Here is a 20,691-nt window from a genome sequence, read left to right on the forward strand (position 1 = left end):
TGCGCGAGAACCGATACGGAGAGACATATGTACCTGGTCTGTGGCGAAGCACTGTTCGACGTGTTCATCCAGAGCGACGGCGCACGCAGCAACGAGCTGGCCTTCAAGGCCATCGCCGGTGGCTCGCCGTTCAACGTGGCGCTGGGCATGCGCCGCATGGGGGCCGACTCGGCGCTGTTCACCGGGATATCCTCCGACAGCCTCGGCCAGCGCCTGCGCCAGGTCCTGCACGACGAGGGCGTGAGCGATGCCTACCTGATCGCCAGCGATGCGCCGACCACCCTGGCGATGGTCGGCGTGGATGCCGCCGGCTCGCCGCAGTATTCCTTCCGTGGCGAGGGCTGCGCCGACCGCCTGCTGCTGACCGAACACCTGCCGACCCTGGATGCCCAGGTGCGCGGCCTGCATGTCGGCTCCTTCTCCCTGGTGGTGGAACCGGTGGCCAGCACGCTGCTGGCGCTGGTGCAGCGCGAACATCAGCGGCGCCTGATCAGCCTCGACCCCAACGTGCGCCTCGGCCCTGCGCCGGATGTCGCGCTATGGCGCGAACGGGTCGAAGCCTTCGCCAGCCATGCGCATCTGATCAAGGTCAGCGAAGAGGACCTGCAGCTGCTGTACCCCGAGCGCGAGCCACAACAGGTCGCGGCCGGCTGGCTCAGCGAACGCTGCCAGCTGGTGTTTCTCACCCATGGCAGTGCCGGCGCCAGCGTGCACAGCCGTCACGGGCACTGGTCGGCACCGGCGGTGCCGGTGCACACCCGCGACACCGTCGGTGCGGGCGATACCTTCCAGGCGGCGCTGCTCAGCTACCTGGCACGGCATGGCCTGGACAGCCCCGAGGCGCTGAAGACGCTCGACCGCGCAACGATCGACGACATGCTGCGCCTGGCCATCGAGGCGGCCGCGCTGACCTGCTCACGGGTCGGCCCCGACCTGCCCTACCTGCACGAGCTGGACCGCCATCACCTGGCCGCGCGCTGAGAGAGGATTGCCCGATGCCCTACACCCCGTCCTCGCAGGACGTCACCCAACTGCCCAGCTGGCAGGCACTGCGCGAGCAGCGCCAGGCACTGGAGGGTTTCAGCCTGCGCCAGGCCTTCACCGACGACCCGCAACGCTTCGCGCGCTTCTCGCTGGATGACTGCGGCCTGTTCCTCGACTATTCGAAGAACCTGATCGACGTGCGCACCCGCAGCCTGCTGGTCGAACTGGCCCGCGAGGCCGGCCTGGCCGAGGCCATCGCGGCGCTGTTCGATGGCGCGCAGGTCAACGCCTCGGAGCGGCGCCCGGCGTTGCACACGGCGCTGCGCCGGCCGCTGGGCGAGCGCGTGCTGGTCGACGGCGTGGACGTGATGCCGCAGGTGCACCGCGCCCTGCAACGCATGAGCGAACTGGTCGGCCGGGTGCACCATGGCCTGTGGCGCGGCTACAGCGACAAGCCGATCACCGACGTGGTGAACATCGGCATCGGCGGCTCGTTCCTCGGCCCGCAGCTGGTGTCCGAGGCGCTGCTGCCGTTCGCCCAGCGCGGCGTGCGCTGCCACTACCTGGCCAATATCGACGGCAGCTCGTTCCAGGAGCTGGCCGCCAAGCTGTGTGCGGAAACCACGCTGTTCATCGTCTCGTCGAAGACCTTCGGCACCCTGGAAACCCTGAAGAACGCCCAGGCCGCACGTGGCTGGTACCTGGCCCAGGGTGGCAGCGAAGAGGAGCTGCACCGGCACTTCATGGCGGTGTCGAGCAACGTCGAGGCGGCCTGCGCCTTCGGCATCCGCGAGGAAAACATCCTGCCCATGTGGGACTGGGTCGGTGGGCGCTATTCGCTGTGGTCGGCCATCGGCCTGCCCATCGCCATGTCCATCGGCATCTCCAACTTCAAGGAGCTGCTCACCGGCGCCTACCGCATGGACCGGCACTTCCAGCAGGCGCCGTTCGAACGCAACATGCCGCTGCTGCTGGCCATGCTCGGCGTCTGGTACGGCAATTTCTGGGGCGCGCAGAGCCACGCGATCCTGCCGTACGACCATTACCTGCGCAACATCACCAAGCACCTGCAGCAGCTGGACATGGAGTCCAACGGCAAGCGCGTGCGCCAGGACGGCAGCGCGCTGCAGATCGCCAGCGGCCCGGTGATCTGGGGCGGCGTCGGCTGCAACGGCCAGCACGCCTATCACCAGTTGCTGCACCAGGGCACGCTGCTGATCCCGGCGGACTTCATCGTCCCGGTGAGCAGCTACAACCCGGTCGCCGATCACCATCAGTGGCTGTTCGCCAACTGCCTGTCGCAGAGCCAGGCGCTGATGCTCGGCAAGAGCCACGCCGAGGCCGAGGCCGAACTGCGCGCCCAGGGCCTGAGCGAGGCCGAGGTGCAGCGCCTGGCGCCGCACAAGGTGGTCCCCGGCAACCGCCCGAGCAACACCCTGGTGCTGGAGCGGGTCAGCCCCGGCCGCCTGGGCGCACTGATCGCCCTCTACGAGCACAAGGTGTTCGTGCAGAGCGTGATCTGGGGCATCAACGCCTTCGACCAGTGGGGCGTGGAGCTGGGCAAGGAACTGGGCAAGGGCGTCTACTCGCGCATGGTCGGCAGCGACCTCAGCGGCGCCGAGGATGCGTCCACCCAGGGCCTGATCGACTTCTTCCGCAGCCACCACCGCGGCTGACGACCTGCGGCTCGCCCGGCCGCAGGCGTTCGCCACGAATTGCAAAAACCTACCGGTTGTCGCGCCGCCTGGCGCAGGAGAAACTTGCGGTGTGACTCGCACAGCGCAGCGGCTGTCGTTCTAGCAGCGCATTTTCAGATAACAAAGAGGTTCAGGGCATGCCTTACAAACACCAGGTGATTCCGCTTCAGACCCATGAGGGCAACGAAACCGCCGAGCAGGCGCTGCACAGCATCGTCGATGGCTTCAAGCGCTTTCGCAACGAAGTCTTCCCGCAGCAGGAAGAACTGTTCAAGAAGCTCGCCACCGCCCAGAACCCGCGTGCCATGTTCATCACCTGCGCCGACTCGCGCGTGGTGCCGGAACTGATCACCCAGAGCTCGCCCGGCGACCTGTTCGTCAACCGCAACGTCGGTAACGTGGTGCCGGCCTACGGGCAGATGATGGGCGGCGTCTCCACCGCCATCGAATACGCGGTGATGGCCCTGGGCGTGCAGCACATCGTCGTCTGCGGCCACTCCGACTGCGGCGCGATGAAGGCGGTACTCAACCCGGCATCGCTGGAAACCATGCCCACCGTCAAGGCCTGGCTGCGCCATGCCGAGGTGGCACGCAGCGTGGTGGCGGAGAACTGCAACTGCAGCGACGACAAGGAAACCCTGGCGGTGCTCACCGAGGAAAACGTGGTGGCGCAGCTCAACCACCTGTGCACCCACCCGTCGGTAGCGGCCAAGCTGGCGCGCGGCCAGCTGTTCATCCACGGCTGGGTGTATGACATCGAAACCAGCCAGATCAAGGCCTATGACGCCGAGCTGGGCACTTTCCTGCCGCTCGACGGCGACAAGGTGCCGATGGCCACCCCGCGCTCGCGCTTCCCGCAGGAATGAAAAAGACCGGCCGGAGCGAACTGCTCCGGCCGGTCGAAGGGAAAAGGCCGCGCCCCGCGCAAGCGGTGCTGATCGCCCGCGCTGTGCTTGCGCACCCGGGGCACGGCCAGAGAACCGTGGTAAAAAAAGGAGCCTTGCGGCTCCCGGGTCTCGAACCCTTGGCGCCTCATGCGAAGCGCCCGTGAATAAAAAAGGAGCCCGGGTTACGCCCCGTCAAACTTGCCCATCCAACAGGCCGGGCTCCTGAGGTTAACCTTCGATTTCCACCAGCACTTCGCCCGGATTGACGCGGTCGCCCTTGGCCACGTGAACGGCCTTGACCTTGCCGGCAATCGGCGCCTGCACTTCGGTTTCCATCTTCATCGCTTCGGTGATCAGCACCGCCTGACCGGCCTTGACCGTGTCACCTTCCTTGACCAGCACATCGACGATGTTGCCCGGCATGGTGGTGGACACGTCGCCCGGGGCGCCGGCCTGCTTGCGCTTGCCGCCACTGCCGGCGACGAATTCGTTGAGCGGCTCGAACACCACTTCTTCCGGCATGCCGTCGATGGACAGGTAGAAGTGACGCTTGCCGTCGCCCTTGACGCCGACCCCGGTGATGTCCACGCGGTAGCTCTCGCCGTGCACGTCGACCACGAACTCGGTCGGCACGCCTTCGCCGCCGACCGGCGCCGCGCCCTGGCCACTGGGCATGGGCAGCAGTTCTTCGGGCTTGAGGGTGCCGGCCTCGCGCTCTTCGAGGAACTTGCGCCCGATATCGGGGAACATGGCGAAGGTCAGCACGTCCTCTTCGGACTTGGCCAGGCTGCCGATCTCTTCACGCAGGCGCGCCAGCTCGGGTTTGAGCAGGTCGGCCGGACGCACGTCGATCACTTCCTCGCTGCCGATGGCCTGCTTGCGCAGCTGCTCGTCGACCTTGCCCGGGGCCTTGCCGTAGCGGCCCTGCAGATACAGTTTCACCTCGTTGGTGATGGTCTTGTAGCGCTCGCCAGCCAGCACGTTGAAGAACGCCTGGGTACCGACGATCTGCGAAGTGGGCGTGACCAGCGGCGGGAAGCCGAGGTCGGCACGCACGCGCGGAATCTCGTCCAGCACTTCGTTCATGCGGTTCAGCGCGCCCTGCTCCTTGAGCTGGTTGGCCAGGTTGGAAATCATCCCGCCCGGCACCTGGTTGACCTGCACGCGGGTGTCCACGCCGGTGAACTCGCTCTCGAACTGGTGGTACTTCTTGCGCACGGCATGGAAGTACATGCCGATCTCCTGGATCAGCTCCAGGTCCAGGCCGGTGTCGAACTCGCTGCCCTTGAGCGCGGCGACCATCGACTCGGTACCCGGATGGCTGGTGCCCCAGGCCAGGCTGGAGATGGCGGTGTCGATATGGTCGGCGCCGGCTTCGATGGCCTTGAGCTGGCACATCGCGCCGAGGCCGGCCGTGTCATGGCTGTGGATGAACACCGGCAGGTCGACTTCGCTCTTCAGCGCCTTGACCAGCTCGAAGGTGGCGTACGGCGTGAGCAGGCCGGCCATGTCCTTGATGGCGATGGAGTCGATGCCCATCGCCTGCATGGCCTTGGCCTGGGCGACGAAGGCGTCGGTGGTGTGCACCGGGCTGGTGGTGTAGGCGATGGTGCCCTGGGCATGCTTGCCGGCGGCCTTGACCGCCTCGATGGCGACGCGCAGGTTACGCACGTCGTTCATCGCGTCGAAGATGCGGAACACGTCGATGCCGTTGACCGCCGCCTTGGCGACGAAGGCCTTGACCACGTCATCGCTGTAATGCCGGTAGCCGAGCAGGTTCTGCCCGCGCAGGAGCATCTGCAGGCGGGTATTGGGCAGCGCGGCCTTGAGCTGACGCAGACGCTCCCACGGATCTTCCTTGAGGAAGCGCACGCACGAGTCGAACGTGGCGCCGCCCCAGACTTCCAGCGACCAGTAGCCCACGCGGTCGAGCTTGTCGCAGATCGGCAGCATGTCTTCGGTGCGCATCCGCGTGGCCAGCAGCGACTGGTGGGCATCGCGCAGGACGGTATCGGTAACGGTGATCTTCTTGCTCATGATGTCCCCTACAGGCCCGCGTGGGCAGCGATGGCGGTGGCGATGGCGATGGCCAGGTGCGACGGATTGCGCTTGATCGAGTACTGGGTCAGTTCCGGATGGCTTTCGACGAAGCTGGTGTTGAACTGGCCGCTGCGGAATTCCGGGTTACGCAGGATTTCCTGGTAATAGGGCGCGGTGGTGCGCACGCCTTGCACGCGCATGTCGTCCAGCGCGCGCAGGCCACGGTCCATCGCCTCTTCCCAGGTCAGCGCCCAGACGATCAGCTTCAGGCACATCGAGTCGTAATAGGGCGGAATGGTGTAGCCGGTGTAGATCGCCGTGTCGGTACGCACGCCGGGCCCGCCGGGGGCGTAGTAGCGGGTGATCTTGCCGAACGAGGGCAGGAAGTTGTTCTTCGGGTCCTCGGCGTTGATGCGGAACTGCAGGGCATAACCGCGGTGGATGATGTCTTCCTGCTTGATCGACAGGGCCAGGCCCGAAGCGATGCGGATCTGCTCGCGGACGATGTCGATGCCGGTGATTTCCTCGGTGATGGTGTGCTCCACCTGCACCCGGGTGTTCATTTCCATGAAGTACACCTCGCCCTCGGCGAGCAGGAACTCCACGGTGCCGGCGTTCTCGTAGCCCACGGCCTGGGCGGCGCGCACGGCCAGGTCGCCGATGTAGGCGCGCTGCTCAGGGGTGAGCTGCGGGCTGGGGGCGATCTCGATGAGTTTCTGGTTGCGGCGCTGGATCGAGCAGTCGCGCTCGTACAGGTGCACGGTGTTGCCAAAGCTGTCGGCGAGGATCTGCGCTTCGATGTGCTTCGGATTGACGATGCACTTTTCCAGGAACACCTCTGCGCTGCCGAAGGCCTTGGTCGCCTCGGAGATCACCCGCGGGTAGGCCTGCTCCAGGTCCTCGCGGCTGTTGCAGCGACGAATGCCGCGCCCACCACCACCGGAGGTGGCCTTGAGCATCACCGGGTAGCCGATGCGCTCGGCCTCACGCAGGGCCTCGGCCAGGTCGGCGACATTGCCTTCGGTGCCGGGGGTGCAGGGTACGCCGGCGGCGATCATGCTGCGGCGCGCTTCGGTCTTGTCGCCCATGCGGCGGATGACTTCGGCGCTCGGGCCTATGAACTTGATCCCGCGTTCGGCGCAGATCTCCGCCAGTTCGGCATTCTCGGACAGGAAGCCGTAGCCCGGATGCAAGGCGTCGCAACCGGTCTCCACCGCCAGGTTCACCAGCTTGCGCGGGTTCAGGTAGCCGGCCAGCGGGTCCTCGCCGATGCTGTGCGCCTCGTCGGCACGCTTGACGTGCAGCGCGTGACGGTCCGCATCCGAATAGATGGCCACCGAGCGAATGCCCATCTCGGCACAGGCCCGCACGATGCGGACGGCGATTTCACCACGGTTGGCGATCAGGATCTTCTTGATCACGGTTCGAATCCTCAGCGCAGAGCTGCAAGGGCCGCTGCAACAGTTGGTTGCAAAGTTGGACAAACCCTATCCGGCTATACGGATTAACCAAAATGAATAATTATTTGATCAGGCATAAGTAATTACTTATTCATCTTTGCGAACGAGGAAACGACCGTGCGTAAAACCCTGCTGCGCATGACCCTGCGCCAGCTCCAGGTCTTCCGTGCCGTGTGCGAGCACGGCTCCTACAGCCGCGCCGCCGAGGAGATGGCCCTGACCCAGCCCGCCGTCAGCCTGCAGATCCGCCAGCTGGAAGAGCTGGTCGGCCAGCCGCTGTTCGAGTACCTCGGCAAGAAGCTCTACCTGACCGAAGCCGCCGAAGCCCTGCGCCGCGCCAGCAGCGACATCTTCGGTCGCCTGGAAAGCCTGGACATGCAGCTGTCGGACCTGCAGGGCTCACTGCAGGGGCAACTGAACCTGTGCGTGGAATCCAGCGCCAAGTATTTCATTCCGCACCTTTTCGCCGACTTTCGCCGCAGTTACCCGGAAGTCAGCCTGAACCTGACCGTGGTCAACCACAGCCTGGTGGTACGCCGCCTGACCCAGAGCCGCGACGACCTGATGATCATGAGCCAGGTGCCGCAGGACATGGCGCTGGACTTCATGCCCTTCCTCAACAACCCGATCATCGCCGTGGCGGCGCCGGACCATCCGCTGTGCCAGGCGGACAACCTGCAACTGCAGGACCTGACCCCCTATCCCCTGCTGATCCGCGAGAGCGGCTCGGGCACCCGGCGCGCCTGCGAGGAGTACTGCCACCAGAAGCGCGCGCACTTCCCCAATACCCTGGAGATCGGCTCGCTGGAATCGCAGCGTGAAGCGGTGCTGGCCGGCCTCGGTATCGCCCTGCTGCCACGCCACGCCGTGCGCCTGGAGCTGCAGCACGGCTTGCTGCGCGAACTGCCGGTGGCCGAGCTGCCGCTGCAGCGCAGCTGGTGCGTGGTGAACATCCGCGGGCGACGCCTGTCCCCCGTGGCCCAGGCCTTCGTCGACTTCATCCGCACCGAGCGTGCGCATATCGTCAGGCTGGCCGAGCGTTTCGAAGGCAGCCACGCAGGATCGGGCAAGAATCTCGCAGGATCGGCCTAACTCTCCTTAACTGGCATACGGAACATTGGCAGTCTGAGGGTCGCCGCCTGTCGCTGCCCCGTTCTTGTCTGGGAGAAACCTATGCTGTCGGGAATCAGTGCCCTGCTCGACGCCATCGGCAGCGTCGAACGCGATAACGGCCAGGCCGTGCTCGCCACCGTGGTCAAGGTGGAAGGCTCGGCCTACCGACGCCCCGGCGCGCGCATGCTGATCCCGCTCTACGGCGGTACCGTGGGCACCATCAGCGGTGGCTGCCTGGAATCCGAAGTGGCGAAGAAGGCCTGGTGGCTGACCGACAGCGGCGAGGCGGTGATCCGTCGCTACAGCACCGCGACCCAGGATGACGATGATGACCAGGACGCCGCGCTGACCTTCGGCCTGGGCTGCAATGGCACCGTGCACGTGCTGCTCGAACGGCACAGCGCGGAGAAGCCCCTGGGCGTGCTCGACCTGTTGCGCCAGGTGCGCGAAAGCGGCCAGCCCGGCGCGCTGGGCACGGTGATCTCCAGCTATCGTCACGCCCGCGTGCGTGTCGGCGATCGCCTCGCGCTGCACCCCGCGCAGGCCAGCAGCGGACGCCTGCCCGAGCCCGGCCTCGACGATGCGCTCCGCGCCGACCTGGCCGAGACCCTGGCCCTGGGCCGCTCCTCGCTGCGGACCTACCAGGGCGCGCGCGGCGAGATCGAAGTGTTCTGCGAGTACCTGCCGCCGCAACGCCGCCTGGTGATCTTCGGCGCCGGGCATGATGCGCAGCCGCTGAGCCACATGGCCAAGTTGCTGGACTGGCATGTCAGCGTGATCGACGGGCGCGCGCATTTCGCCCGCGCCGAGCGCTTCCCCGATGCCGACGTCGTGCGCCAGGTGGACGTGAAAGCGCCCTGCGACCTGACCCGGCTGACCGACGGCGCGCTGGTGGCGATCATGAGCCACAGCTACAGCCAGGACCGTCACTGGCTGGGCAGCGTGCTGCAGGGCTCGCCCCTCTACGTCGGCCAACTGGGCCCACGCGAGCGCACCGAGCGCCTGCTGGGGGAAATTCGCCAGTACGCCGCACAACTGCCCGCGCTGGACCGCCTGCACTACCCCATCGGTCTGGATATCGGTGGCGACACACCGGAAAGCGTGGCCACCTCGATCCTGGCCGAGATGACCGCCGCGCTGAACGAGCGCAGCGGAGGCATGCTCAAGCACCGCCAGGCGTCGATCCATGCGCAGACCCCACTGGAGTCGAGCGACATTGCAACGACCACCCGCCTGACCGCCTCCTGAACGCGGCCCCGGATTGCATCCGGGCTACCCCGCTCCCTGTAGGAGCGGCTTCAGCCGCGATCAGCCACTCACGAATCCGCCACGCAAACACCCACACACAAAAACGCCCGGGCATCCTGCCCGGGCGTCTTGTGTTCAGCGCCTGCTCTCGGTCAGGCCTTGATCTGCGCCGGGAACGGCAGCTTGCGCAGGCGTACGCCAGTGGCCGCGAACAGTGCGTTGGCCAGCGCCGGCGCCAGGGGCGGCACGCCGGGCTCGCCGACACCGGTCGGGTTCTGCGCAGAGGGCACGATATGCACGTCGACCCTGGGCATCTCGTTCATGCGCAGCACCTGGAAGTCATGGAAGTTCGACTGCTCGACCCGCCCATCCTTCAGGGTGATCGCACTGTGCCGGGCCGCCGCCAGGGCGAAGCCGATCCCACCCTCCATCTGCGCCTTGATCACGTCCGGGTTGATGGCGATACCGCAGTCCACCGCACACACCACGCGATCCAGGCGATAGCTGCCGTCGGCCTTCACCGTCACCTCGGCGACCTGCGCCACGAACGAGCCGAACGACTCATGCACGGCGATACCACGTCCACGCTTCTCGCCCGCCGCACCGGCGGCCAGCGGCTTGTCCCAGCCCGCCTGCCTGGCCGCCAGCTCCAGCGCGCCACGGTGACGCGGGTGGTTTTCCAGCAGCGCATGGCGGAAGGCATAGGGGTCCTGGCCGGCCGCCACCGCGGCTTCGTCGATCATGGTCTCGGCCACATAGCCGGTATGGGTATGCCCGACCGAGCGCCACCACAGCACCGGCACCCTGATGTTGCTCGGCGTACTCAGCTCCACCTTGAGGTTGGGCACCGCATAGGACAGGTTGGAGACACCTTCGACCGAGGTATGGTCGACGCCCTCCTTGACCAGGAACGGCTCCATCGAGGTGCCGGCGATGATCGACTGGCCGACGATGCGGTTGTGCCAGGCCTGCAGCTTGCCGGCCTCATCCAGGCCGATGCGCGCACGGTGCAGGTACATCGGGCGGAAGAAGCCGCCACGGGTATCGTCCTCACGCGCCCAGACCATCTTCACCGGTGCGTCCACGCCCTTGTCGCGCGCGGCCTTGGTGATCGCCACGGCCTCCAGCAGGTAATCCGAACGCGAGCTGGCACGGCGCCCGAAACTGCCGCCGGCATACAGCTGGGTCAGCGACACCTGTTCCGGCTTGAAGCCCAGGTAGCCGCTGATGATCGCCTGGTCGACGGTCTGGAACTGCTCGCCGTTCCAGATCTCGCAGCGATCGGCGGAGAGCTTCACCAGGCAGTTCATCGGCTCCATCGCCGCATGCGCCAGGTACGGGAACTCGTAGTCGGCCTCGACGGTTTTCGCCGCCTTGGCCAGCGCCGCATCGGCGTCGCCACGGGCGGCCGCCGGCAGGCCGGGCTTGCCGGCACTCTCGCGGTACTGGGCGAGGATTTCCTCGCTGCCGAGGGTGAACGCCTGGCTCTCGTCCCAGTCGATCACCAGGGCATCACGCCCCTGGCGCGCGGCCCAGGTGTTCTTCGCCAGCACGGCGACGCCGGCACGGCCGTGCGGCAGGTCGCGAAACTCCACCACACCGACAACGTCGCGCACGGCCTTGGCCTTGCTGCTGTCGACGGAACGCGGCACGCCACCGAAACGCGGCGGATAGGCGACCATCGCCACCAGCATGCCCGGCAGTTTGAAGTCCTGGGTGAACACGGCACTGCCGTCGGTCTTGCCCGGGCTGTCCTTGCGGCGCAGCTCGACCTTGCCGATCAGCTTGAAGTCCTGCGGCTGCTTGAGCTGCACCTGCTCGGGCACCGGCAACGCCGCAGCCGCTTCGACCAGCTCGCCGAAACCGGCACTGCGCCCCGAGCCGGGGTGACTGACCACCCCCTTGCTGACGCTGATTTCACTGGCCGGCACTGCCCAGCGCTGCGCCGCCGCAGCCACCAGCATGGCCTTGGCCGTGGCCCCGGCGTTGCGCATCTGCTCCCAGGAGTTGGCCATGGCGGTACTGCCGCCCGTGCCCTGCATCGGGCCGAAGGCGAGGTTGTTGTAGCGTTTCACATCGGCCGGCGCGCCTTCGACGCGCACCGCTTCCCAATCGGCGTCCAGCTCTTCGGCCAGCAACGTGGCCAGGCCGGTGTAGCTGCCCTGGCCCATCTCCAGGTGTTTGGCCAGCACGGTCACGCTGCCATCCAGGTCGATCCGCACGAAGGCGTTCGGCTCCAGCGGGCCACCTGCGGCCAGTGCATCCATGCCGCGGATCAGCGGCGCGAAGAAGATGCCCAGCGCCAGCCCGCCCGTGCCCTTGAGCAACGAGCGACGGCTGACGTTGAGGATGCCGCGAGCGGCGCTATCGGGGGTTTCGATCTTGCCCATGATTCAGTTCTCCGAAGAAAACCTGTTCAGGGTCTCGCGAGCCAGAGGCGGGCAAGGCAACAACCGATCGACGACGGACTGGGCTCGCACATGCGTTGATGTGCTGCATGCATTCCGAATCGGTTCTAAGCCCCGCACGCGCGACGCGCAGCAGACCCTGGAGAGGTCTTAGGCCAGTTGCTCGGCGGCTTGATGGATGGCCGCACGAATCCGCACATAGGTGGCGCAACGGCAGATGTTACCGCTCATGGCCGCGTCGATATCGGCATCGCTCGGCGCCTTGTTGCTGCTGAGCAGTGCCGTGGCCGCCATGATCTGGCCAGACTGGCAGTAGCCGCACTGCACCACGTCGAGCTCACGCCAAGCCTCCTGCACGACCTTGCCGACGCTGTCCTCGGCGACCGCTTCGATGGTGCTGATGCGCTTGCCGACCACCGCCGATACCGGGGTGACGCAGGAGCGGGTCGGCTGTCCCTCGACGTTCACCGTGCAGGCACCGCACAGCGCCATGCCGCAGCCATACTTGGTGCCGGTGAGATTGGCGACGTCACGCAGGGCCCAGAGCAGCGGCATGTCGTCGGCCACGTCCAGCTCATGGTCCTTGCCATTGAGATTCAGGGTAATCATGGTCTGCCCACCTTGACTTGATGGTGTCTGAATAGTCTCGCCAGGCTCGCCGGCGTTCACGGTCAGGCCCACAGGGAGCCAGGCCATCACTGTAGTGGGCGAACAGCACGGTGTCGTTGCCCGCCAACGAGATCGGCAGAACCGGGCAACAAGTCCGTAGAATCGGGCAAGCTGCGAAATACCCCTACGATCCGCTCGAGAAATTTCGTATAAAGTATCCGCTATAGCTGAAGAGAGTACCGCCCCTTGCCCCTTGCCCGTGTCAACGCCCCCAACCTCGGCCTCACGCCAACGGCATCGGAGGTCATCACCACGCACCTGCGTGACGCCATCGTCGCGGGCGATATCGCCGAAGGCGAGCCGATTCGCCAGGACGACGTGGCGCAGCTGTTCAACGTCAGCAAGATTCCCGTGCGCGAGGCGCTCAAGCGCCTGGAGGCCGAGGGCCTGGTCCTGTTCCAGCGCAACAAGGGCGCCGTGGTGACACGGATCTCCGAGCCGGAACTGGCGCAGATGTTCGAGGTGCGCATCCTGCTCGAGAACAAGGTGTTGCGCCTGGCCATTCCAAACATGACCGAGGAGACCTTCGCCCGCGCCGAGCGCATCTGCGAGGAGTTCGTCGGCGAGGAAAACGTGGGGCGCTGGGCCGAACTCAACTGGAAGCTGCATGCCTGCCTGTACGAGCCGGCGCAGCGGCCTTTCCTGGTCAGCCTGATCCGCTCGATCCACGACAAGCTGGAGCGCTACCTGCGCATGCAGATGAGCCTGTCGGAGGGCAAGGACCGCGCCGACCACGAGCACCGCGCGATCATCGACGCCTGCCGCAGCCGCGACACGGAGCATGCGGTGGCGCTGCTCGAGGAACACATCACCGGTGTCTGCAGCAGCCTCTTCGCGCATTTGCCAGGTCACCGCTGAGGCCCGCCCCGGCCTATTCAGTCGCCCCGAGGCTGTGCTGATTTCGTCATTCGCCCCAGGCAAATCCCTCAAGCCTGACGCTGCGCCTCGCGTCACCCTGTAGTCACTCAACACGACTGCAGGCATGGCCACATGAAACGTATCGAGGTAATCGATTCCCACACCGGCGGTGAACCGACCCGCCTGATCATCAGCGGTTTTCCTGACCTGGGCAGCGGCAGCATGGCCGAGCGCCGGCAACGCCTGGCCAGCCAGCACGACCAGTGGCGTGCGACCAGCGTGCTGGAGCCACGCGGTAGCGACGTCCTGGTGGGCGCCCTGCTGTGTACCCCGGTCGATCCCCAGGCCTGTGCCGGTGTCATCTTCTTCAACAACACCGGCTACCTCGGCATGTGCGGGCACGGCACCATCGGCCTGGTGGCCTCCCTGGCCCACCTGGGGCGGATCGGGCCCGGCGTGCACAAGATCGAGACGCCTGTCGGCACCGTCGAGGCGACCCTGCATGAGGATCGCTCGGTCAGCGTGCGCAACGTGCCGGCTTACCGCTACCGCAAGGCGGTCACCCTGGGCGTGCCCGGACAGGGTGACGTCACCGGCGACATCGCCTGGGGCGGCAACTGGTTCTTCCTGATCAGCGACCACGGCCTGCGCGTGGCGGGCGACAACCTCGAGGCCCTGACCCGCTACAGCGCGGCCGTGCAGCAGGCGCTGGAAGACCAGGGCATTCGCGGTGAGGACGGCGGCCTGATCGACCACATCGAGCTGTTCGCCGATGACGCCGAAGCCGACAGCCGCAACTTCGTGCTCTGCCCCGGCAAAGCCTACGACCGCTCGCCCTGCGGCACCGGCACCAGCGCCAAGCTGGCCTGCCTCGCCGCCGACGGCAAGCTGCAACCCGGCATGACCTGGCGCCAGGCCAGCGTGATCGGCAGCCAGTTCGAAGGCCGCTACGAGACCGCCGACGGCGGCCGCATCATCCCGACCATTCGCGGCCGGGCCAACGTCAGTGCCGAGGCCACCCTGCTGATCGAGGACGACGACCCCTTCGCCTGGGGCATCGTGCTGTGAGCGACGGCGCCGACTTCATCGTCATCGGCGCCGGCATCGTCGGCGCCACCTGCGCCCACGAACTGGCCCGGCGCGGGCACCGCGTGCTGGTGCTGGATGCCGGCCTGCGCGCCGCCACCGCTGCCGGCATGGGCCACCTGATCGTGCTCGACGACAACCCGGCCGAGCTGGCCCTCAGCCAATACTCGGTGCAACGCTGGCGCGACTGGTCGCGGGACATGCCGGAGGACTGCGCCTACCGGCAGAACGGCACCCTGTGGCTAGCCGCCAATGCCGAGGAAATGGCCGTGGCCGAGGCCAAGTATCAGGTGCTGCGCGATCACGGGCTGGACTGCGAGCTGCTCGGCGCCACGGCCCTGCAACGGGCCGAACCGGAGCTGCGCGACGGCCTGCACGGCGGTCTGCGCGTGATCGGTGACGGCATCCTCTATGCACCCAATGTCGCGCGCTGGCTGCTCGACCACCCGCTGATCGAACAACGCCTGGCGCACGTCGTCGAGGTGGACGGCCAGCGCGTGCGCCTGGAGAACGGCAGCTGGCTCAGCGCCCAGGCGCTGATTCTCGCCGGCGGCACCCACGCCAGCACCCTCTGCCCGGAGCTGCCGATCGAGCCGAAGAAGGGCCACCTGCTGATCACCGACCGCTACCCCGGCCACATCAGCCACACCCTGGTGGAGCTGGGCTACGTCACCAGCGCGCACAACGCCAGCGGCCCTTCGACCGCCGCCAATGTCCAGCCGCGCCCGACCGGACAGCTGTTCATCGGCGCATCGCGGCAGTTCAACACCAGCGACCCCACCGTCGAACCATGGATGCTGGCGAAGATGCTGCAGCGCGCCGTCGATTACGTGCCGGGGCTGGCCCGGCTCAACGCCATCCGCGCCTGGACCGGCTTCCGCGCCGCCAGCCCGGACGGCCTGCCGCTGCTCGGCGCGCACCCGCAACGCCAGGGCCTGTGGCTGGCCGTCGGCCATGAAGGGTTGGGCGTGACCACTGCACCGGGCAGCGCCGACCTGCTGATCGCCCAGTTGCTCGGCGAACCCGCCCCCTTGCAGGTGGATGCCTACCTGCCACAACGCTTCCCAGGAGTACGCGCGCATGCCTGAACTGACTCTCGACGGCAGCCCACTGCGGGTGGCCCCCGGCACCACGGTCGCCGCCGCGCTCGCGCTCGGTGGTGACGGCAGCAGCCGCACCTCGGTCAGTGGCGAGCGCCGCGCCCCGCTGTGCGGCATGGGCATCTGCCAGGAGTGTCGCGTGAACATCGATGGCCAGCGGCGCCTGGCCTGCCAGACCCTGTGCCAGGACGGCATGCACGTGGAGACCCGAGCATGAAGGTGGACCTGCTCATCGTCGGCGCCGGCCCCGCCGGCATGGCGGCAGCTCTGGCCGCGGCCCCCAGCGGCGCGCGCATCGCCATAGTCGACGACAATCCCGCCGCGGGCGGACAGATCTGGCGCGACGGCCCGCAGGCGCACCTGCCGGCGCAGGCGCGCGCCTACCGGCAACAGCTGGAGGCGCTGGCGAATGTCGAGTGGCTGCCCTGCACCCGCGTGGTCGCCCTGGCCGGCCCCAAGGCGCTGTTGCTGGAAGACCCCACGCGCGGCTGGATCATCCACTACAACAAGCTGATTCTCTGCACCGGTGCGCGGGAGCTGCTGCTGCCGTTTCCCGGCTGGACGTTGCCTGGGGTCACCGGCGCGGGCGGCCTGCAGGCACTGATCAAGGGCGGCCTGCCGGTCGCCGGCGAGCGCATCGTCGTCGCCGGCAGCGGCCCGCTGCTGCTCGCCAGCGCCGCCACGGCGCAGGACAACGGCGCGCAGGTGCTGAACATCGCCGAGCAGGCACACTGGTCAGCCGTCGCCGGTTTCGCCGCGCAACTGCCGCGCTGGCCAGGCAAGCTGCTGCAGGCCTGCACGCTGTTCCACCTGGGCTACAGGGCGAACAGCCATGTCGTCGAAGCACTCGGCGACGGGCACCTGCAAGCCGTGCGCCTGAGCATCGGCGGGCGCATCCGCGAAGTCGCCTGTGACCGCCTGGCATGTGGCTTCGGCCTGATAGCCAACCTGCAACTTGGCCAGGCCCTGGGCTGCCGCATCGAACTCAATGCACTGGCCGTGGATGACTGGCAGGCCACCAGCCTCGCCGATCACTACGCCGCCGGAGAAAGCACCGGCTTCGGCGGCAGCGAGAAAGCCCTGGTGGAAGGCGCCATCGCCGGCCATGCGGCAGTCGGCGAGCACGACGCAGCGCGGCGCCTGTGGCCACGACGGCAACACTGGCAGGGGTTCGCCAAGGCGTTGAACGCAGCGTTCGCCTTGCGTGACGAGGTCAAGCACCTCGCCAGGCCCGAGACCCTGCTCTGCCGCTGCGAAGACGTGCCGCTGGCGGCCGTCCGCGACCAGGCTGGCTGGAGCCAGGCCAAGATGGCCAGCCGCTGCGGCATGGGCGCCTGCCAGGGACGCGTCTGCGCAGCCGCCGCGCAGGTGCTGTTCGACTGGCCACAGCCGGCGCCCCGCTCGCCGCTCAGCCCGGCGCGCATCGACACCCTGCTGCACCTGCAATAGCGCCGTTCGAGCACTACCCAGGCGGCCCCTCGAGCCGTATGCTCAGGGGCCGCCACCTGTCAGTCGCACGATGTTAGACCTGCTACCACGTTCCACGCTCACCGACCTGCCCGCGCTGCTCGACAGCCTTACGGCGGTCGCGCCGTTGCTGGATGCAATGCCCGGCGTGGTGTTCTTCATCAAGGACCCGCAGGCGCGCTACATGATGGTCAACCAGACACTGGTCCGGCGCTGCGGCTGCAAGGACAAGCAGGCGCTGCTCGGCCGCACCGCCGAGGCGGTCTTCCCGTCGCATCTGGGCCCGCAGTACACCGCCCAGGACCTGCAGGTCCTGCAGGCGGGCGCACGGCTGGAGGATCAGCTCGAACTGCACCTGTACCCCGGACACCTCACCGGCTGGTGCCTGACCCACAAGCTGGCGCTGCACGATGTCGCCGGCAACGTGATCGGCATGGCTGGCGTGTCGTGCGACCTGCAGGCCGCGCAGGACACTCACCCGGCCTACCAGAAGCTGGCTGCGGTGGACGACTACATTCGCCAGCACCACGCGCGCCCGATCAGCCTGGCCGAGCTGACCGAACTGGCCGGGCTCTCGGTGGCGCAGCTGGAGCGCCTGTGCAAGCGCATCTTCCAGCTCACGCCACGGCAGATGATCCACAAGGCGCGGCTCGGCTCGGCCAGCCAGCTGCTGCAGGGCGAACTGCCGATCACCGAGGTCGCCCTGCGCTGCGGCTACACCGATCACAGCGCCTTCAGCCGCCAGTTCAAGGCCCTGACCGGCCTCTCTCCCAGCCAGTATCGCGACGCCCGGCGCCAGCTCTGAGCAGGCGTGTTCCGCTTCGGGGCAAACGCGCGCCGTCATGCTTCGTTATGTAACACGGTGACAGTTCGCCAGCGCCGCGCGCTGCGTCACCTTGCTCGCCTTCCCCTCTGCAGCCCTTGCCTGGCAAGGGCTGGCACCTCGCAGCAGGCTGCCGGTGAAAATCGGCACAGGCCTTGCTAATCAAATATCGTATACGAAATCATTGATACTCGATTCATCTGCCAACCATCACCCATCATGAGGCTGCACATGAACAGAAAGACCCTCACCCTCGCCCTCGGCGCCGCATTGAGCGCTTCGCTGATCGGCAACGCCCAGGCCGACAAGCTCGACGACATCATCGAATCAGGCAAACTGCGTTGCGCCGTGACCCTGGACTTCCCGCCCATGGGTTTCCGCGATGAGCAGAACAAGCCGGCCGGTTTCGACGTCGACTACTGCAGCGACCTGGCGAAGATCCTCGGCGTCGAGGCCGAAGTGGTCGAGACCCCCTTCCCGGATCGCATTCCCGCGCTGGTTTCCGGCCGGGCCGACGTCATCGTCGCCTCCACCTCCGACACCCTCGAACGCGCCAAGACGGTTGGCATGACCGTGCCCTACTTCGCCTTCCAGATGGTCGTGCTGACCCGCGAAGACACCGGCGTGAACGGCTACGCCGACCTGAAAGGCAAGAAGCTCGGCAACACCAGCGGCACCTACGAGGCCATCGCCCTGGAAAAGGATCAGAAGGCCTGGGGTGAAGGCAGCTTCCGCGCCTACCAGTCGCAGAACGACACCATCCTCGCCCTGAGTCAGGGCCATATCGACGCCACCGTGGTGACCAATACCGTGGCCGCCGCCACCCTCAAGTCCGGCAAGTACAAGGGCCTGAAGGTCGCGGGCGACGCCCCCTACGTCGTCGACTACGTGTCCCTGGCCGCCAAGCGCAGCGAGTACGGCCTGCTCAACTACCTCAACCTGTTCGTCAACCAGCAGGTGCGCAACGGCCGCTACGACGAGCTGTGGAAAAAGTGGGTGGGCGAGGAGATCAAGCCGGCCAACCTGACCGTTCCCGCCGTGTACTACTGATCGGCCGCGCCTGGTGGGGATGATGACGATGCCTGCAACTACTATCGACGGCCGCTGCCTGGTCGCCGGCCGAGGCCAGGGGCCACTGCTGCACGCCACGCTCGGCCTGAGCTTCTGGGGCGGCGTCGACCCGAGCAACGGCGAGGTGATCGACCGCCATCACCCGCTGAGCGGGCAATCCCTGGCCGGGCGCGTACTGGCCATTCCCAGCGGACGCGGCTCCTGCACCGGCAGCAGCGTCCTGCTGGAGCTGATCCTGTCAGGCCCGGCGCCAGCGGCGCTGGTGCTGGCCGAACCCGACGAAATTCTCAGCCTCGGCGCCCTGGTCGCCGAACACATCTTCGGCATCCAGCTGCCCGTGCTGTGCATCGGCCATGCCGCGTTCGCCCAGCTGGCCGCGCACCACGGCAGCTTCGCTCGCGTCGACGGGGCGAACCTGCAGCTGTTTGCCCACGCACCCGACGATGGCTGGCAAGCCAGCCCGCTCGAGCCGGCCGAAACCCAGGCGAGCACGCTCGAACTCAACGCCGGCGACCGCGCTCTGCTCGCCGGCGAACAGGGCCGCGCCGCCCAGGTCGCCATGCAGCTGCTGGTGCGCATGGCCGAACTGCAGGGCGCCAGCGCACTGCTCGACATCAGCCAGGCGCATATCGATGGCTGCATCTACACCGGCTCGGCCAGCCTGCGCTTCGCCCAGCAGTTGCTGGACTGGGGCGCCAGGGTGCGCGTGCCGACCACCCTCAATGCCATCTCGGTGGACCAGCGCCAGTGGCGCGCCCTGGGCGTCGATCCGGCGTTCGGCGAACCGGCCAGCCGCCTGGGCGACGTGTACATGGCGATGGGCGCGCAGCTCAGCTTCACCTGCGCGCCCTACCTGCTCGACAGCGCACCGGCATTCGGCGAGCAGATCGTCTGGGCCGAATCCAACGCGGTGGCCTACGCCAACAGCGTGATCGGCGCGCGCACGCTCAAGTACCCGGACTTTCTCGACATCTGCATCGCCCTCACCGGCCGCGCGCCGCGCACCGGCAGCCATCTCGACGCGGGCCGCCAGGCGCGCCTGTTGCTCGAGGTCGAGGCGCCCGCAGAGGCCGACGACAGCTTCTGGCCGCTGCTGGGCTACCACGTCGGGCTGCTCGCCACCGTCGACATCCCGGTACTCGCCGGCCTCGAGCACAGCCAGCCGAGCCGCGATGACCTCAAGGCCTTCAGCGCTGCCTTCGCCACCACTTCGGCAGCGCCGATGTTCCATATCGCCGGCATCACCCCGGAGGCGCCGGACGTGACCCGCGCCCTCGCCGGCCAGGCGCCACGGCGCACCCTGCAGGTGACGCTGGCGGACCTGCGCAGCAGCTGGGCCGAGCTCAACAGCGCCGACTCGAGCGAGGTCAGCCTGGTCGCCCTCGGCAACCCGCACGCCTCGGCCAGCGAGCTGGCCAGGCTGGCCGAACTCTGCGCCGGGCGCACGCGCCATCCGCATACCGCCGTGGTGGTGACCTGCGGGCGTGCCGTGCACGACCAGGCCAGCGCCAGCGGCCATGTCGCCACCCTGCAGGCCTTCGGCGTGCGCCTGCTGACGGACACCTGCTGGTGCATGCTCGGCGAGCCGGTGGTGCCGCCGGACAGCCGCAACCTGATGACCAATTCGGGCAAGTACGCCCACTACGCCCCCGGGCTGGCCGGACGCCAGGTGCATTTCGGCAGCCTTGCCGCGTGTGTCGACGCGGCCTGCAGCGGGCAGAACCAGGGACAACTCCCGGCCTGGCTGGGACAACCTCAACCGCAAGGAACCCATTGATCG

17 protein-coding genes are annotated in these 20,691 nt (G+C 67.4%); 13 read left to right on the forward strand and 4 right to left on the reverse strand.

The genetic code is table 11. From position 1 onward, the window contains the following. Window positions 1–27 precede the first annotated feature (27 nt). From FIV02_RS23955 to FIV02_RS23965, 3 genes are all read left to right on the forward strand, one after another. A complete protein-coding gene (locus tag FIV02_RS23955) occupies window positions 28–981 on the forward strand; it encodes a carbohydrate kinase (RefSeq protein WP_152489988.1) in 954 nt (317 codons plus the stop codon). Window positions 982–995: 14 nt separating this feature from the next. Then, complete coding sequence (gene pgi / locus FIV02_RS23960) at window positions 996–2,660, forward strand: glucose-6-phosphate isomerase (protein ID WP_134678327.1); 1,665 nt, start codon at window positions 996–998, stop codon at window positions 2,658–2,660. A gap of 158 nt (window positions 2,661–2,818) precedes the next feature. After that, entirely contained in the window at window positions 2,819–3,547 is a 729-nt protein-coding gene (locus FIV02_RS23965) for a carbonic anhydrase (RefSeq protein ID WP_051800626.1), read from the forward strand. Between the two features lie 249 nt (window positions 3,548–3,796). On the opposite strand, the gene oadA is transcribed toward FIV02_RS23965, so the two are convergent. Continuing rightward, window positions 3,797–5,605, reverse strand: coding sequence for a sodium-extruding oxaloacetate decarboxylase subunit alpha (gene oadA / locus FIV02_RS23970; RefSeq protein ID WP_037054531.1), 1,809 nt, complete (start codon window positions 5,603–5,605; stop codon window positions 3,797–3,799). 8 nt (window positions 5,606–5,613) lie between these two features. After that, a complete protein-coding gene (locus tag FIV02_RS23975; protein ID WP_037054528.1) occupies window positions 5,614–7,029 on the reverse strand; it encodes an acetyl-CoA carboxylase biotin carboxylase subunit in 1,416 nt (471 codons plus the stop codon). A gap of 156 nt (window positions 7,030–7,185) precedes the next feature. Here FIV02_RS23975 and FIV02_RS23980 point away from each other — a divergent pair, with 156 nt between their 5' ends. Continuing rightward, entirely contained in the window at window positions 7,186–8,160 is a 975-nt protein-coding gene (locus tag FIV02_RS23980) for a LysR family transcriptional regulator (RefSeq protein WP_150607156.1), read from the forward strand. An 81-nt stretch (window positions 8,161–8,241) separates the two neighbouring features. Continuing rightward, window positions 8,242–9,429 (forward strand): XdhC family protein, encoded by a 1,188-nt coding sequence (locus FIV02_RS23985; RefSeq protein WP_152489989.1) that lies wholly within the window; start codon window positions 8,242–8,244, stop codon window positions 9,427–9,429. 152 nt (window positions 9,430–9,581) lie between these two features. On the opposite strand, the gene FIV02_RS23990 is transcribed toward FIV02_RS23985, so the two are convergent. Both FIV02_RS23990 and FIV02_RS23995 read right to left on the reverse strand, forming a co-directional pair. Next, window positions 9,582–11,819 (reverse strand): xanthine dehydrogenase family protein molybdopterin-binding subunit, encoded by a 2,238-nt coding sequence (locus FIV02_RS23990; protein WP_152489990.1) that lies wholly within the window; start codon window positions 11,817–11,819, stop codon window positions 9,582–9,584. A 168-nt stretch (window positions 11,820–11,987) separates the two neighbouring features. After that, window positions 11,988–12,446, reverse strand: coding sequence for a (2Fe-2S)-binding protein (locus FIV02_RS23995; RefSeq protein WP_037054519.1), 459 nt, complete (start codon window positions 12,444–12,446; stop codon window positions 11,988–11,990). Window positions 12,447–12,692: 246 nt separating this feature from the next. Here FIV02_RS23995 and FIV02_RS24000 point away from each other — a divergent pair, with 246 nt between their 5' ends. The 8 genes from FIV02_RS24000 (at window position 12,693) to FIV02_RS24035 (ending at window position 20,688) form a co-directional block, all read left to right on the forward strand. Beyond that, on the forward strand, window positions 12,693–13,364 hold the full coding sequence (locus tag FIV02_RS24000) for a GntR family transcriptional regulator (protein ID WP_037054516.1): 672 nt from the start codon (window positions 12,693–12,695) through the stop codon (window positions 13,362–13,364). Between the two features lie 132 nt (window positions 13,365–13,496). Beyond that, complete coding sequence (locus FIV02_RS24005; protein WP_047584600.1) at window positions 13,497–14,432, forward strand: 4-hydroxyproline epimerase; 936 nt, start codon at window positions 13,497–13,499, stop codon at window positions 14,430–14,432. Next, complete coding sequence (locus FIV02_RS24010) at window positions 14,429–15,538, forward strand: FAD-binding oxidoreductase (RefSeq protein WP_152489991.1); 1,110 nt, start codon at window positions 14,429–14,431, stop codon at window positions 15,536–15,538. Before FIV02_RS24005 ends, FIV02_RS24010 begins: the two co-directional genes overlap by 4 nt. Further along, on the forward strand, window positions 15,531–15,767 hold the full coding sequence (locus tag FIV02_RS24015; RefSeq protein ID WP_037054509.1) for a (2Fe-2S)-binding protein: 237 nt from the start codon (window positions 15,531–15,533) through the stop codon (window positions 15,765–15,767). The genes FIV02_RS24010 and FIV02_RS24015 overlap by 8 nt, the downstream gene beginning before the upstream one ends. Further along, window positions 15,764–16,999 (forward strand): FAD/NAD(P)-binding oxidoreductase, encoded by a 1,236-nt coding sequence (locus tag FIV02_RS24020; RefSeq protein ID WP_152489992.1) that lies wholly within the window; start codon window positions 15,764–15,766, stop codon window positions 16,997–16,999. Before FIV02_RS24015 ends, FIV02_RS24020 begins: the two co-directional genes overlap by 4 nt. 70 nt (window positions 17,000–17,069) lie before the next feature. After that, window positions 17,070–17,822, forward strand: a complete 753-nt coding sequence (locus FIV02_RS24025) for an AraC family transcriptional regulator (RefSeq protein WP_178114236.1) — start codon at window positions 17,070–17,072, stop codon at window positions 17,820–17,822. Between the two features lie 249 nt (window positions 17,823–18,071). Beyond that, window positions 18,072–18,890 (forward strand): transporter substrate-binding domain-containing protein, encoded by an 819-nt coding sequence (locus FIV02_RS24030; RefSeq protein WP_037054498.1) that lies wholly within the window; start codon window positions 18,072–18,074, stop codon window positions 18,888–18,890. A gap of 22 nt (window positions 18,891–18,912) precedes the next feature. After that, window positions 18,913–20,688, forward strand: a complete 1,776-nt coding sequence (locus tag FIV02_RS24035; protein ID WP_371923222.1) for an aconitase X — start codon at window positions 18,913–18,915, stop codon at window positions 20,686–20,688. Window positions 20,689–20,691: the final 3 nt, after the last annotated feature.

This window comes from Pseudomonas sp. THAF187a, from assembly GCF_009363395.1.
Taxonomy (GTDB): domain Bacteria; phylum Pseudomonadota; class Gammaproteobacteria; order Pseudomonadales; family Pseudomonadaceae; genus Aquipseudomonas; species Aquipseudomonas khazarica.